A 14,916-nucleotide genomic window follows, 5' to 3' on the forward strand; every position below is an offset into this window, starting at 1 on the left:
GCTTCCCAAAGGCCTGCATTGCAGGCGTTAAACCTAGAATGTATCGTGAAAAACTACCAGCGGCTTTTCAGCAAGTTAGGCTGAATACCACGGATAAGATTGGCATTGGTATAGTCTTCTTGAATAATGCCAGCCTCAAATTCTTCACGGAAATATTTGATTGCGCTTTGTAAAGGCTCTACTGCCCCTGGTGCGTGAGCACAGAATGTGTGCCCTGGGCTTAAAGAGCGGCAGAGGTGCTCAAGAGTCTCAATATCACCAGGACGACCTTGACCTTTTTCTATCGCGCGTAAGATTTCGACACTCCATGGCAAGCCATCACGACAAGGTGTACACCAGCCACAAGATTCACGCGCAAAGAACTCTTCCAAGTTACGGGTTAATGAAACCATGTTAATTTCATTATCTACCGCCATCGCCAACGCAGTACCTAAACGGCTACCAGCTTTGGCGATCGTGCCAAAATCCATAGGGAGATCGAGATGATCTTCTGTTAAGAAATCCGTTCCTGCACCACCGGGTTGCCAAGCTTTTAATTTCAGCCCATCACGCATCCCCCCCGCATAATCTTCTAAGATTTCACGAGCTGTAGTACCAAAAGGTAATTCCCATAAGCCTGGATATTTCACGCGACCAGAGAATCCCATTAATTTAGTACCTGCATCTGGACTTTTACCGGCGCTTAAACCGATATACCAATCTTTGCCATGCTCAATAATCGCGGGTACGTTACACAGCGTTTCAACGTTATTCACGCAGGTAGGTTTTCCCCAAGCACCGGAGGTTGCAGGGAATGGCGGTTTCGAGCGAGGGTTAGCACGACGACCTTCCAGTGAGTTGATCAGTGCTGTTTCTTCACCACAGATATAACGACCTGCTCCTGTGTGAACAAATAGCTCAAAATCGATACCAGAGCCGAAGATATTTTTGCCTAAAAAACCCGCTGCTTTGGCTTCTTCAATAGCATGACGCAGGTGCTTAGCCGCTTCAATATATTCACCACGTAGGAAAATATAACCACGATAAGCTTTCAGTGCATGCGCACCGATAATCATCCCTTCGATTAACAGATGTGGCAGTTCTTCCATTAACAGGCGGTCTTTATAGGTTCCCGGCTCCATTTCATCTGCATTACAAAGGATGTAACGGATATTCATACTTTCATCTTTTGGCATCAGGCTCCATTTCAAGCCTGTTGAGAATCCAGCACCACCACGTCCTTTTAAGCCTGCATCTTTAACTTCAGAGGTCACCTCATCGGGTGCCATGCTTTTTAATGCTTTTTCTGCCGCTTTATAACCGTTTTTTGCACGGTATTCATCCAGCCATACTGGCTGACGATCATCACGTAAGCGCCACGTTAGCGGATGCGTTTCTGCGCTACGAATAATCGGTTTTGCTCCTGAAATTGCTGTCATGGATACTGCTCCAGTAACGTTTCAATCTCTTCAGGTTTAACAAAACTGTGAGTATCGTCATCTACCATCATAGTAGGACCTTTGTCACAGTTACCTAAACAACAGGTTGGCAGTAAGGTAAAACGACCATCTGGTGTTGTTTGGCCAGGAAGGATATTGAGGTGCTTCTCAATAGCTGCCTGAATGCCTTGATAACCTGTAATATGGCAAACCACACTGTCACAAAAACGAATAATGTGACGGCCGACGGGTTGGCGGAAAATTTGACTATAAAAGGTTGCTACCCCTTCTACATCGCTAGCCGGTATACCAAGCACATCGGCAATAGCATAGATAGCACCGTCTTCAACCCAACCTCGATTTTTTTGCACTATTTTCAGCGCTTCAATCGATGCAGCACGGGGATCTTCATAGTGATGTTTTTCTTGTTCAATTTCAGCACGCTCTTCTTGCGTTAAAACAAACGTGTTTTTCTTTGAATGAGTTACATCAACGATTTCAATCTTCGCGGCATCCTCTTTATGGTTTAATTCATTTTGCATGATTAACGATCCACATCCGACATTACAAAATCGATACTTCCCAGATAGACAATCAAGTCAGAAACCAGACTACCGCGGATAACCGCTGGGATTTGTTGCAGGTGAGCAAAACTTGGCGTACGAATACGCGTACGATAGCTCATCGTGCTGCCATCACTGGTTAAATAATAGCTGTTGATCCCTTTAGTGGCTTCCACCATCTGGAATGATTCATTCGCAGGCATAACAGGGCCCCATGAAACCTGTAAGAAGTGGTTAATCATGGTTTCAATATGCTGTAATGTGCGCTCTTTTGGTGGCGGAGTCGTCAGTGGATGGTCGGCTTTAAATGGCCCTGCTGGCATATTTTTATAACACTGCTCGAGAATACGTAAGCTTTGACGTAATTCTTCGACTTTCAGCATGACACGATCGTAACAGTCACCATTGCTTGCCACTGGAATTTCAAACTCAAAGTTTTCATACCCTGAGTATGGACGCCATTTACGCACGTCAAACTCAACCCCTGTAGCACGAAGCCCGGCACCCGTTACCCCCCAATCTAACGCTTCTTTAGCGTTATAAGAGGCAACACCAATGGTACGGCCTTTTAAAATGCTGTTTTGCAAGGCGGCTTTAACGTAAGAATCAAGACGTTTTGGCATCCAATCTAAGAATTCACGTAGTAAGCGTTCCCACCCTTTTGGTAAATCGTGGGCAACACCACCGATACGGAACCATGCCGGATGCATACGGAAACCGGTGATTGCTTCCACAATATCGTAAACTTTTTGACGATCAGTAAAGGCAAAGAATACCGGTGTCATCGCACCAACATCTTGGATAAAGGTACTGATATACAGTAAATGGCTATTAATACGAAATAGCTCAGACAGCATGACACGAATGACTTTAACGCGCTCAGGTACTTCAATACCGGCAAGCTTTTCCACCGCCAGTACATAAGGCATTTCGTTAACACAACCACCAAGGTATTCAATTCGGTCGGTATAAGGAATATAACTATGCCATGATTGACGCTCGCCCATTTTCTCTGCACCACGATGGTGATAACCAACATCAGGTACACAGTTGACGATTTCTTCGCCATCAAGTTGCAAAATAATACGGAATGCACCGTGAGAAGATGGGTGATTAGGACCGAGGTTTAAGAACATAAAGTCCTCATTCTCAGTACCGCGTTTCATTCCCCACTCTTCTGGTTTAAAGGTCAGTGATTCCATTTCCAGATCCTCTTTCTGCTTAGTCAGCACATAAGGATCAAATTCTGTCGCACGAGCGGGATAATCTTTACGCAGTGGATGACCTTCCCAATTCGGCAACATCATAATACGGCGTAGATTAGGGTGTCCGTTAAAGACGATCCCAAACATATCCCACACTTCACGCTCATACCAATTCGAGTTCGGAAAGATAGAAGTGAGAGTCGGTAGATTAAGATCTTTTTCACTTAATGCGACTTTCAGCATGATATCTTTATTACGATCGAGTGATATCAGATGATAGAAAACGGAAAAATCAGCTGCCGGCAAGCCTTGACGATGCGTGCGGACACGCTCATCAACGCCATGCAAGTCGTACAGCATGACATATGGTTTTGGTAAAGATTTGAGGTATTGCATAACCTCAATAAGTTGTTCCCGCTTAACCCATACCACTGGCATGCCGGTACGAGTCGGCTGGAATGTAAACGCATCTGGCCCAAATTTCTGACGCAGTTCGTTAACCACCTGATCATCAATATGATCGCTGGTTTCCCACGCTGGCCGTGCGCTATTTTGCGCTATCTGATCGGTCATTTCTATTCACCACAACTTTGATCAGGGTTACTATGATCGCAACACATTGCTCTGGTTACGTCTTAGGCAAAAGCCTTTAAATTTCGTCTGGAGTACGCAGATTTTTTACTGCGATCCGCTCACCGTGTTTTCTTTCTCGTTCTGACTGCATATTGGCACGGTAAACGCCTTGGTCGCCCACCACCCAAGATAATGGGCGACGTTCTTTACCAATGGACTCTTGTAATAACATCAATGCTTGCATATAAGCTTCTGGACGAGGTGGGCATCCTGGGATATACACATCAACAGGAATGAATTTATCGACACCTTGCACTACCGAATAGATGTCATACATACCACCAGAGTTAGCACAAGCTCCCATGGAAATAACCCACTTAGGCTCTAACATCTGATCGTATAAACGCTGAATAACGGGCGCCATCTTTGTAAAGCAGGTTCCTGCAACCACCATAAAGTCAGCTTGACGAGGGGAAGCACGTAATACTTCAGAACCAAAACGCGCTACGTCATGGACCGCAGTAAATGACGTCACCATTTCAACGTAACAACAGGAAAGACCAAAATTATATGGCCATAAAGAGTTTTTTCTGCCCCAGTTCACAACGTCATGTAACGCATGTTCCAGTTTTCCCATATACACGCTGCGATGAACGTGAGCATCTAACGGGTCACTGACAATTTCCTGTGATTGCAGGGGATAACGGTCATTCTCACCGTTCGGATCTATGCGGGTGAGCGTATAATCCATTTTTAATGCCTCGCTTATTACTGCTGCGGATGTTTGCCGCTGGTTAATCTGACATGGCTTTTACCCGCGGTTTCACGGCGAGAGCGAACTGGTGTCCAATTTAATGCACCAATACGAACCAAATAGAATAATCCAGCTAATAAAATTGCGATAAAGACAGCTGCTTCAATAAAGCCTAACCAGCCCACTTCACGTACGGAAACGGCCCAAGCATAAAGAAACAGTGCTTCAACATCGAAAATTACGAAAAACATGGCAACTAAATAGAATTTAGCTGACATGCGCAGACGAGCGCTGCCAACGGAATCAAGGCCAGATTCATAAGGAACATGTTTAGCCCTTGCTTGTGCACGGCCGCCTAAATAGCGGGCACCCAGCAACATGAGCGAACATAACCCCAATGCGCCTATTAAGAAGACAGCAAATGCCCAATAGTGGGCGATAACTTCGGTGGTCGTAGACATACTCATTGCTTACTCATCAAAGGTGGTGTCAATTAACCAACTCTTATCCGGCGGTTTACACCACATTTATTAATACGAAAAAAAAGGTAAAACAACAGACTTGCTAATTAAATAAATGATAACAATCTATTTAAACCTTTCTTCTTTTAAGGAAAACATTGTGATAACTCACTCAGTTTTCCGTCGCTTCTTAACAAATTTAACACTCATTTTTAACACCCAATTACTGGCCAATGCTAAAACGTGTCAGTCAACCTACAAATTTTCTGCTAACACGCTTAGTCTAACCGATAATTCGATTTTACTACACCAGTATCTCAGGAAAAACCTGACTCTATATAGGCAAATGTGCCTTATTTTTTTGATCAAACTCACAAAATAGTCGAAAAAATACATAATCAGTTTAAATTTTATCCAAATTTTAACAAATTAACTTTCCAATAATGTGGAGAAGGTCAAATATCCGTTTTCATTTGACTATTTATTCCCTGAAAACCTAGACAAACCTTTTATTTGTTAACAATTTCTACAAGCGTGTAACCCATCACAACTGCATACAATTTTTTAACAAAGCGACTGAGCGGGAAAAGAGAGGTGGATCACACTGTGATATACATTAATCTCTATAAATATTAAACCAATGTGACTATTTAAAAATAAAGCATAAAAAAACGGAAACAAATGCGTTTATAGCACCTGTTTCCGTTGATTGTGATATATCACTTTATTGTTTCGTTTGACTATTTTTAACCGTTAATATGGGTTATCCAAATAATCATGATAACAATATCACTCTGCGCCTTACTCTAAATCTAAAGAATGCGCTTCTTCAACTGAAGTGACAGTATAAGGCGTTTTCTTATTTTCGATGGCATTGAATACCGTTAATACAGCTTCGTTTTGCTCATCAAAATTACGATATAACCAGTACTGAGTCTCAGGCAAACGAGGTAACCCTTCACTTTCGCCTAATATACGTAAATCAGCATTTTGCATTTCTAATGGACGAGCTGTGATCCCCACTTCGGCATTTACAGCAGCACGAACCGCAGATAAAGAAGCCGCTTCATACGCAATACGCCATTGAATACCTGCGTCATCTAGTGTATTTGTTGCCAACTGACGGAATGGGTTAGTTTCGTCCATGACCACTAAAGGAATAGGCTCATTCATTTGTAATTGGAAATCAGGGGCACAATGCCACAAAACAGGCGCTGTACGTAACGCTGTGCGTGGATGATGTCCAATACGTGCAGTAGTTAATGCTAAGTCGATTTCGTGGTTATCAAGCATAGTCTCAATAAATTGAGAACGCTTAATACGCACATCAACCGCTAAACGTGGATATACTGATGCAATACGATTTAACAAAAATGGTAGTAGTGTATCGACGGAATCATCAGATGCACCAATACGTAACTCACCTTCAGCATCGCTATATGTTAATGAAGCAGTTGCATCATCATTAGCACGGAGAATTTGACGTGCATAGCCTAATAATTGTAAGCCATGCTCTGTTAACAGTTTATTACGACCATGACGGGCAAAGAGTTCTCTGCCGACTAATTGCTCTAAACGTTGCATCTGCTGACTGACTGCAGATTGAGTTCGACATACAGCGGCCGCAGCGGCTGCAAAAGTATTCAAATCTGCTACAGCAACAAACGTTCTAAGCAGATCGAGGTCGAGATTCATTATCGGACGATTTGCATTAATCATTGTTTATTCTTCACTTATTTTTGATTTTTAAATTACATATACCTGGTGTTTTTTATCAAAAGTCTAAATTGGACTTCCGATTCAGACAGTACCTTACTCTGAAAAAGAGAGCAAAGACATACTGAATACTTTACATTTGTTTGTTGTCGTTTACACCTCCTAGTTCGCAAGCAACTGCATTTTTTTGTAACAAATTAAATTTTATTATCATTCTAAGGATCTACAAGAAAGAACTGTATACCATCATTACAAGTTAGATGTAGATCATACAATGCTCTCTAGGAATACATAAATTTTAACATTTTTAAAATAATTTAAATTACCTTAACTGTGTATGCTATTTTAAGTATCCACCCTTATAAAATATATTTAAGATTTCAATTTAATTTATATAAAAACTATTTGATTGATATGAATAAAAATAGATTTAACCATATTATTTGAAAATTTAATATATTAAGTAAGATAATACAAATCCGATAAAATTATTCAATAATTGATTATGCAACATCTTATCAACGTCCCTCTCACATCTGGTTATTGTTAAAAAACGCACTAAAAACCCTCTCTTCACCAGCATAATGTTTTTGATTTTTATTCAAAGTAAGAACATACCACCAGATTAAGTGATACTTTCAGTCATCAAAATAAGTTCTTTAGAATAAACTGACCTTTTACACCAAAAATTATCTAGCATCTTCAAAAGTTTGTAGTGTAAGAGTAGAGTGATAGAACAGTTAATTTGCTGGGACAGCCTTTTCATTTATATCTTCCCGAGATGTGTATGAGAAATATAAATGTCGCTATGTAGATAAAGTCATACCCGATTAGGTAAACGTGCTATGAATCAAATAAAAAAATCAAGTAAACTCGACCATGTTTGTTATGACATTCGAGGACCGGTTTTGCAAGAAGCAAAACGTCTGGAAGAAGAAGGTAATAAAGTATTAAAACTCAATATTGGTAACCCAGCACCTTTCGGTTTTGAAGCGCCAGATGAAATCTTAGTAGATGTTATTCGTAACCTACCTAGCTCTCAAGGCTATAGCGACTCTAAAGGGCTTTTTTCAGCACGTAAAGCCATCATGCAACATTACCAAGCCCGTGATATGCGTGATGTAACTGTTGAAGATATCTATATTGGTAACGGTGTTTCAGAGCTTATCGTACAAGCTATGCAAGCATTATTAAATGATGGCGATGAAATGCTAGTTCCAGCGCCTGATTACCCATTATGGACCGCTGCAGTTTCTCTTTCTGGGGGTAATGCTGTTCATTACATGTGTGATGAGCAACAAGGTTGGTTTCCTGATTTAGATGATATCCGTCGTAAAATCTCCCCCAGAACGCGCGGTATTGTGATTATAAACCCTAACAATCCAACCGGCACGGTATATAGCAAAGAGATTTTGCTGGAAATTGTTGAAATTGCCCGTCAACACAATTTGATTATTTTTGCTGACGAAATTTATGACAAAATTCTTTATGATGATGCCCAACATCACTCTATCGCCGCAATGGCACCTGATTTATTAACTGTTACCTTTAACGGTTTATCGAAAACCTATCGTGTTGCAGGATTCCGCCAAGGTTGGATGGTACTTAATGGCCCGAAAAAACAAGCAAAAGGCTATATTGAAGGCTTAAATATGCTGGCATCTATGCGCTTATGTGCCAACGTGCCGATGCAACACGCGATCCAAACGGCATTGGGTGGCTATCAAAGTATCAGTGAATTTATTCTACCCGGAGGCCGTTTATACGAGCAACGCAACCGCGCATGGGAGCTTATCAATCAAATTCCAGGGGTTTCTTGCGTTAAACCAATGGGAGCGTTGTATATGTTCCCTAAAATAGACTTAAATCGTTATAGTATTAAAGATGACCAAAAAATGATCCTCGATTTACTATTACAAGAAAAAGTCTTATTAGTGCAAGGTACTGCATTTAACTGGCCTCACCCTGATCATTTCCGTATTGTGACACTCCCTCGTGAGAATGATTTAGAGATGGCGATTCAAAAATTCGGTCGTTTTATTGTCGGCTACCATCAATAGTTATTATTAATAAAGATAAAACGCAATATCACTGAGGTTATATTGCGTTTTTTATTTTCTTTCTGATCACCGTTTACATCTAGTGTCTATCCACTCACAATAATCTCTTCAATCACGCTATTGGGAGATATTATGAGTTACTTTTTTGCCCACCTTTCTCGTTTAAAGCTAATTACACGCTGGCCTCTGATGCGTAATATTCGCCAAGAAAATGTCTCTGAGCATAGTTTACAAGTGGCTTTTGTTGCCCATGCATTAGCGGTGATTAAAAATCGTAAATTTGATGGCAATGTCAACGCCGAGCGTATTGCACTACAAGCAATGTATCATGATGCCAGTGAGGTTATCACCGGTGATATGCCAACTCCTATTAAATACCACAATCCACAAATTGCTCATGAATATAAAAAAATAGAAAAATATGCTCAGCAAAAATTGATTGAAATGTTACCCGAAGAGTTACAAGAAGATTTTCGCCCTCTTATCGATGAGCAATTACATAGTGAGGAAGAAACGTTTATTGTCAAACAAGCTGATAGTTTATGTGCCTATTTAAAATGCCTTGAAGAGTTAGCTGCGGGTAATAGCGAATTTAATTTGGCCAAAAATCGTTTAGAAAAAACGTTAGCAGAAAGACATAGCCCTGAGATGGACTATTTTATGCAAGTGTTTGTACCAGGCTTTAGTTTATCCCTAGATGAGATCAGTGAATAAGTAGCAAAAACGCCGTTTAGCCGTTTATAATAAATGAAACTAAACGGCGTTTTTGCAAAAGATAACCGATTAAAATGGGAATAATAGCGGTATTAAGAAAACGCTAATCAACATCACAATGATGGTAAAAGGCACCCCTATTTTAATAAAATCAGCAAATTTATAACCACCAGGCTCAAGGATCAGGGTATTAACCGGGGATGATACAGGTGTCATAAACGCCGCCGATGCAGCAACACCAATAACCATTGCAAAAGGTAACGGAGAGACATTCATTTGATGAGCTGCTGCTATTGCAATCGGTGCCATTAACACCGCCGTTGCCGTATTAGAGATAAATAAACCAATAGTGGCACAAAGTACAAATAAACAGACTAACATAACCTGTGGCCCTGCATTCCCTGCTACATCCATAAGTCCATTAACGATAAGCTCGATGCCCCCAGTTTTTTGCAATGCAGCCGCAAAAGGCATCATCCCGACAATCAAGATAATACTTGGCCAATGAATAGAACGATAAGCACTTTCCATATCTATACAGCGAAATTTTCCCATCAATAAGCAAGCAATTAACGCGGCAATAAAGTTAGGTACTTCATTGGTCACCATTAATGCAACCATTAATGCTAATGAAAAAAGTGCATGTGGTGCTTGCGATGAGGCCGGTGCAACAGTATCAATTTCAGCCGCTAAATTTAATACAATAAAATTACGCGGTTTTGTCGAAAGTATACGAATTAATTTCCAATCACCAATAACCAGTAACACATCTCCCAGACGTAATGGCTCATCAACAATTTTCCCCGGTAAAGCACTCCCTTCACGGCGAATAGCCACAACGTTTAGCCCATAACGTGTACGGAATTTGATTTCTCTTAATGATTTTCCTAATAATTCTGAGTCAGGGTTCATAGAGACTTCTGCTAATCCCACATCACGAGATTGCTCAGAAAAATACTCTCCACGTAACACCATCGGCTCTAACATTTGTTCACGACAGAACTCTCGTAAATCTACCTCACTTGCTGACATATCCACTAATAGGACATCTCGCTCTCTTAATTCAGTGCCTCCTGTCGCACTGACCATAACACGCCGAAAACGCCTCCAGCGTTCAATACCGACAACGTTTGCTCCATAGCGAGAGCGTAAATGTAATTCATCTAGAGAGTGACCAATCAGTGGTGAACCTTTACGTATGGCTAAGCGACGTGCACGCCCTGCTAATTGGTAATCACGGATAAGATCACGAAAAGTACGACGATAAACCTCTTTTTGCTTACCCCCTTCACTTGAACCTAACCAACGACGTACCACCAGCATATATAACACACCCGCAACTAATACAGCGATCCCTATTGGGGTAATAGAGAAAAACTGAAAACTGGGTAGCCCTTCCCTAACTAATTCACTATTAACCACCATATTAGGCGGTGTCGCAACTAGGGTCATTAAACCACTAATTAACCCCGCAAAGCCAAGAGGCATCATTAATCGACTGGGAGAAGTTTTCATCCGTGCCGCCACACTGAGCACCACAGGAATAAAAATAGCCACCACCCCTGTCGAGCTCATAAAAGCCCCTAAACTTGCAACACAGATCATTAATAGCACCAGCATTTTTACTTCACTACTACCCGCAACTCGTACTAGCCAATCTCCCATTTGATATGCCACACCTGTTCTTACTAATCCTTCCCCAATAACAAAAAGGGCCGCAATCAGTAATACGTTCGGATCGCTAAATCCTACCGTGGCTTCATTTAATGAGAGTGTGCCGCTAAGAACAAAAGCGACGATGACAAGTAAAGCGACCACATCCATGCGGATTTTGTTGGTCGTAAAAAGGACAATAGCTATCAATAGCAGGCTTAAAACCCATAATAATTCGCTATTCAAAATGGCCTCGATCAGCAATAAGTGAAAACAGATTAATACGTCAATTCACTGCATTGATAAGTAGACCATTTTTACCAATATAAATCTCGTTATATGATCAAATAAATGATTAACATTTATGCTTAATAACGACTTGCTGATTTTCTTTGTCAATTTGTAAATCATTTAATGAATCAATGATTAAATCAATTTCATTACGACGAGGAAGGGAAATCGGAGCATGTACGGCAATAACCTGACACCCGGCATCTAAACCAGAATAAATACCTGCAGCAGCATCTTCAAAAACCACACACTCTTCGGGAGCCAAGCCTAATTTTTTTGCCCCTAAAAGATAAGGCTCAGGGTTGGGTTTCCCTTGAGTGATACATTCTGCCGTCACCCAATGTTTAGGCTCAGGAATACCTGTAACTGACTGACGAGTAGAGGCAATTGGTACTGTGCCTGAGGTGACAATTGCCCAAGGGATCGCTAAGTCGTTTAAGCGATTAATGAGTTCGATAGCCCCCGGAAGAGGGGCTAATCCTTCTGTTTGTGTCGCTTCTAACTTTTCTAGCCAACGAAAAGTCTCTTCAATCTGTGCTTGCGTAGCATTAGGCATAAAATGGCGAATCGACTCAATGGCCGGCTTTCCATGGATATAGTTATTAATTTCTTGTGTTGATACCCCTACTCGCTCACCAAATAGTGCCCAACAGTATTCAACAACAGGCAATGAATCCACTAATGTACCATCTAAATCAAAAAGAAAGCCTTTACAGGTGATTGTCATATTTTATGCCTACCTTATCGTGATGCGTTAATAATTACGCATTCAGTATTTGTTGGATCTCAACACTGCTTAGGTGATATTGACGTGGACAGGCTAACCAAACAGCCAGCATTCTTTGGTATTTCTCCCACATAGGAGTTTGAGAGTTAAAACCATGACTACCACTATCAAAATGCGTATATCGCCCTTCAGTATTGACCATAAAGCGTACATAGCTAAGATAACGAGATTCTGTTGCTGCATCAAAGCCCATAAATGCCACTCGACGAGCATCCGGCATTTCTGGTGATTTTAAATTTTCTCGAGAAACTTGCAATGCATGGTACATTTCCATGATGTTAATAATGGTTCGGCAGGTCTCTTCTGACATCTCATCAAAATCGCGGTCTAATTCACGTAATTGTAATCCATAACCACGTTCAATAATTGTCTGATAGCGACGATAACGTTCAGCGTTATCAGGATCCATCATGGTCATCATTTTATATTGATTAGAGAGGATCAAGCGTTGTGCGTGTGTCATTTCCATCATTAATTCTCCAAAGAAATTATTGGAGAGAGCATGGCATTAATCAAAACACTTGAGTAGTGCTAACAACACGTTTTTTGATCTAAACAGGGGTAATTTTAATCCATTAAATAACCCATGAAGAAGGTAGAACAAATGTTCTACACATCATCAAGAAAAGAGCGATCAAGTTGCTTAAAAGCACGTTTAAGCAAATGCGCTAATGAGAGATAGGTTGGCGTCTTTTCTACTGGGGCTAATGCAATACCCGCTTGCTCAAATTTTTCACGAATTTCATAAAACCAATTGAGTAACACCGCGGGTAATGGCGTTGCAGCGCGTTTTCCTAACCACCATAATCCTTGCATTGGCAGGCTACAGGCAAAAAGTGCAGTAGTGATCGCCGGCCCCAAATCGCCACCTAATGCAATTTGCCAGGTTAATGTAAAAATAGCGATAGGAGGCATATAACGTATGCCAAAACGCGTTGCTTTTATCATTCTATTTTCAGGAAAAACTGGGGCTAATTGCTTCTCAACCGGCCAGGTTTTTAGATACTCGTTCCCTAGGCGTAACTTTTTGAAGAAACCTGGGGGAGTCACTGTCGGTTCGTTCATAATGACCTCAATCAATTTTTTCTATAACTTTTAAAAAACATCTATAAAGAATAAAAATCTTTTAGTAGAATTAAGTATATTTTGTCTTTGTTGCCTTTACTCTGTATCCTGTGCTCATTCTAAAGGTTTGTGGCAATAAAGCGCTATATTTTGTTTGCCGGCGTGATTTTCAACCCTTTTCGCCGATTTTCGGGCAAAAACTTTGGGGTGAATAAAAATCGTCCAATTGATGATTGGCAACTATAATTAGCATCAAGTTTTTTACCCTAAGCATGATGCGTATCATTAATGTCATCATAGTAATGCGATAGGCTTTTATGAGTGACGTTTTATTAACCATCGTCTTTATAATATAAAAGACACTACGACAACAAGATAAATAGGTAATTCCATGTCAAGTAAGCTGGTGCTGGTACTGAACTGCGGTAGTTCTTCTCTTAAGTTTGCAATTATTAACCCAGAAAATGGTGAAGAATTCCTTTCAGGCTTGGCTGAGTGCTTCAACCTTCCTGAAGCCCGCCTGAAGTGGAAAATGGATGGTCAGAAACATGAAGCGGCTTTAGGCGCTGGTGCTGCCCACAGCGAAGCATTAAACTTTATTGTTAATACTATTCTGGCTGAAAAACCAGAACTTTCACAACAAATCGCAGCAATTGGTCATCGTATTGTTCACGGTGGCGAGAAATTTACTAAATCTGTCGTCATTACTGACGAAGTCATCAAAGGTATTGAGGCGGCTATTCCATTTGCCCCATTACATAACCCAGCTCACCTTATTGGTATTGAAGAAGCGCGTAAAGCCTTCCCTCATTTAATTAATAAAATGGTGGCAGTATTTGACACTGCATTCCACCAAACAATGCCAGAAGAAGCTTATCTGTATGCTCTGCCATACAGCTTATATAAAGATCACAGCATCCGCCGTTACGGTGCTCACGGAACTAGCCATTTCTTTGTTTCCCGTGAAGCAGCTAAAATGTTAAATAAACCTGTTGATGAACTGAACGTAATCACTTGCCATTTAGGTAATGGTGGTTCTGTTTCTGCTATTGTTAACGGTAAATGTGTTGATACTTCTATGGGTTTAACACCATTAGAAGGTTTAGTCATGGGTACTCGTAGTGGTGATATCGATCCTGCTATCGTGTTCCATTTACATGATACTTTAGGTATGAGCGTTGAAGATATTAATAAACTGCTCACTAAAGAATCTGGTTTATTAGGTTTAACGGAAGTTACTAGTGACTGCCGTTATGTTGAAGATAACTACGAAACAAAAGCTGATGCTAAACGTGCAATGGACGTTTACTGCCATCGCTTAGCGAAATACATCGGTTCTTATTGTGCACTGATGGAAGGTCGTTTAGATGCCATTATCTTCACTGGTGGTATCGGTGAAAATGCAGCAATGGTTCGTGAATTATCACTGAAAAAACTCGCTCTATTAGGTTTTGAAGTTGATCATCAGCGTAACTTAGATGCACGTTTCGGTAAATCAGGCACCATCACTACCGATAACAGCCGTCTTGCTGTTGTTATCCCAACTAACGAAGAGTTAGTTATCGCTCAGGATGCTAGCCGCCTGACCGCTTAAGTTTTTTGATGTACTGCCAGTGTTATGCTGGCAGTACTGTTTCACATAACGAGCAACCGATA

Annotated in this window: 13 protein-coding genes; 3 read left to right on the forward strand and 10 right to left on the reverse strand. The window is 40.9% G+C overall.

The features are described 5' to 3' along the window. Positions 1-53 precede the first annotated feature (53 nt). From nuoF to hexA, 6 genes are all read right to left on the reverse strand, one after another. Positions 54-1,418 carry an NADH-quinone oxidoreductase subunit NuoF gene (nuoF, locus tag PMI_RS08625; RefSeq protein ID WP_004243692.1) on the reverse strand — a complete coding sequence of 455 codons (1,365 nt, stop codon included), beginning with the start codon at positions 1,416-1,418 and terminating at the stop codon, positions 54-56. After that, on the reverse strand, positions 1,415-1,960 hold the full coding sequence (gene nuoE, locus PMI_RS08630) for an NADH-quinone oxidoreductase subunit NuoE (protein WP_004243693.1): 546 nt from the start codon (positions 1,958-1,960) through the stop codon (positions 1,415-1,417). The genes nuoF and nuoE overlap by 4 nt, the downstream gene beginning before the upstream one ends. A gap of 2 nt (positions 1,961-1,962) precedes the next feature. Next, entirely contained in the window at positions 1,963-3,759 is a 1,797-nt protein-coding gene (nuoC, locus tag PMI_RS08635) for an NADH-quinone oxidoreductase subunit C/D (RefSeq protein ID WP_004243696.1), read from the reverse strand. A 76-nt stretch (positions 3,760-3,835) separates the two neighbouring features. After that, entirely contained in the window at positions 3,836-4,510 is a 675-nt protein-coding gene (locus PMI_RS08640) for a NuoB/complex I 20 kDa subunit family protein (RefSeq protein ID WP_004243697.1), read from the reverse strand. Between the two features lie 17 nt (positions 4,511-4,527). Then, entirely contained in the window at positions 4,528-4,980 is a 453-nt protein-coding gene (locus PMI_RS08645; protein ID WP_004243698.1) for an NADH-quinone oxidoreductase subunit A, read from the reverse strand. 795 nt (positions 4,981-5,775) lie between these two features. Further along, on the reverse strand, positions 5,776-6,693 hold the full coding sequence (hexA, locus tag PMI_RS08650) for a transcriptional regulator HexA (protein ID WP_004243703.1): 918 nt from the start codon (positions 6,691-6,693) through the stop codon (positions 5,776-5,778). 842 nt (positions 6,694-7,535) lie between these two features. Here hexA and PMI_RS08655 point away from each other — a divergent pair. Both PMI_RS08655 and yfbR read left to right on the forward strand, forming a co-directional pair. Next, complete coding sequence (locus PMI_RS08655; RefSeq protein ID WP_012368102.1) at positions 7,536-8,750, forward strand: pyridoxal phosphate-dependent aminotransferase; 1,215 nt, start codon at positions 7,536-7,538, stop codon at positions 8,748-8,750. A gap of 132 nt (positions 8,751-8,882) precedes the next feature. Then, a complete protein-coding gene (gene yfbR / locus PMI_RS08660) occupies positions 8,883-9,464 on the forward strand; it encodes a 5'-deoxynucleotidase (RefSeq protein ID WP_012368103.1) in 582 nt (193 codons plus the stop codon). A 69-nt stretch (positions 9,465-9,533) separates the two neighbouring features. Here the strand turns inward: yfbR and PMI_RS08665 are convergent, their stop codons facing one another. From PMI_RS08665 to yfbV, 4 genes are all read right to left on the reverse strand, one after another. Then, positions 9,534-11,363: an SLC13 family permease gene (locus PMI_RS08665; RefSeq protein WP_012368104.1), complete on the reverse strand. Its 1,830-nt coding sequence runs from the start codon at positions 11,361-11,363 to the stop codon at positions 9,534-9,536. Positions 11,364-11,472: 109 nt separating this feature from the next. Further along, positions 11,473-12,135 (reverse strand): sugar phosphatase, encoded by a 663-nt coding sequence (locus PMI_RS08670; RefSeq protein ID WP_012368105.1) that lies wholly within the window; start codon positions 12,133-12,135, stop codon positions 11,473-11,475. A gap of 34 nt (positions 12,136-12,169) precedes the next feature. After that, the gene (locus PMI_RS08675; protein ID WP_023843594.1) at positions 12,170-12,664 is read right to left on the reverse strand and encodes a YfbU family protein; all 495 of its coding nucleotides are present in this window, start codon (positions 12,662-12,664) and stop codon (positions 12,170-12,172) included. A 140-nt stretch (positions 12,665-12,804) separates the two neighbouring features. Next, on the reverse strand, positions 12,805-13,260 hold the full coding sequence (yfbV, locus tag PMI_RS08680) for a terminus macrodomain insulation protein YfbV (protein ID WP_004243712.1): 456 nt from the start codon (positions 13,258-13,260) through the stop codon (positions 12,805-12,807). Positions 13,261-13,651: 391 nt separating this feature from the next. On the opposite strand from yfbV, the gene ackA reads away from it, so the two are divergent. Further along, complete coding sequence (gene ackA, locus PMI_RS08685) at positions 13,652-14,854, forward strand: acetate kinase (protein ID WP_004243716.1); 1,203 nt, start codon at positions 13,652-13,654, stop codon at positions 14,852-14,854. The last annotated feature ends 62 nt before the right edge of the window (positions 14,855-14,916 follow it).

Source organism: Proteus mirabilis HI4320, assembly GCF_000069965.1.
GTDB classification, from domain to species: domain Bacteria; phylum Pseudomonadota; class Gammaproteobacteria; order Enterobacterales; family Enterobacteriaceae; genus Proteus; species Proteus mirabilis.

Coding starts and splice junctions, on each gene's coding strand:
- PMI_RS08655 (WP_012368102.1), top strand. CDS start 7,536: ATGAATCAAATAAAAAAATCAAGTAAACTCGACCATGTTTGTTATGAC.
- yfbR (WP_012368103.1), top strand. CDS start 8,883: ATGAGTTACTTTTTTGCCCACCTTTCTCGTTTAAAGCTAATTACACGC.
- nuoC (WP_004243696.1), bottom strand. CDS start 3,759: ATGACCGATCAGATAGCGCAAAATAGCGCACGGCCAGCGTGGGAAACC.
- nuoE (WP_004243693.1), bottom strand. CDS start 1,960: ATGCAAAATGAATTAAACCATAAAGAGGATGCCGCGAAGATTGAAATC.
- PMI_RS08670 (WP_012368105.1), bottom strand. CDS start 12,135: ATGACAATCACCTGTAAAGGCTTTCTTTTTGATTTAGATGGTACATTA.
- PMI_RS08640 (WP_004243697.1), bottom strand. CDS start 4,510: ATGGATTATACGCTCACCCGCATAGATCCGAACGGTGAGAATGACCGT.
- yfbV (WP_004243712.1), bottom strand. CDS start 13,260: ATGAACGAACCGACAGTGACTCCCCCAGGTTTCTTCAAAAAGTTACGC.
- PMI_RS08645 (WP_004243698.1), bottom strand. CDS start 4,980: ATGAGTATGTCTACGACCACCGAAGTTATCGCCCACTATTGGGCATTT.
- PMI_RS08675 (WP_023843594.1), bottom strand. CDS start 12,664: ATGGAAATGACACACGCACAACGCTTGATCCTCTCTAATCAATATAAA.
- hexA (WP_004243703.1), bottom strand. CDS start 6,693: ATGATTAATGCAAATCGTCCGATAATGAATCTCGACCTCGATCTGCTT.
- nuoF (WP_004243692.1), bottom strand. CDS start 1,418: ATGACAGCAATTTCAGGAGCAAAACCGATTATTCGTAGCGCAGAAACG.
- ackA (WP_004243716.1), top strand. CDS start 13,652: ATGTCAAGTAAGCTGGTGCTGGTACTGAACTGCGGTAGTTCTTCTCTT.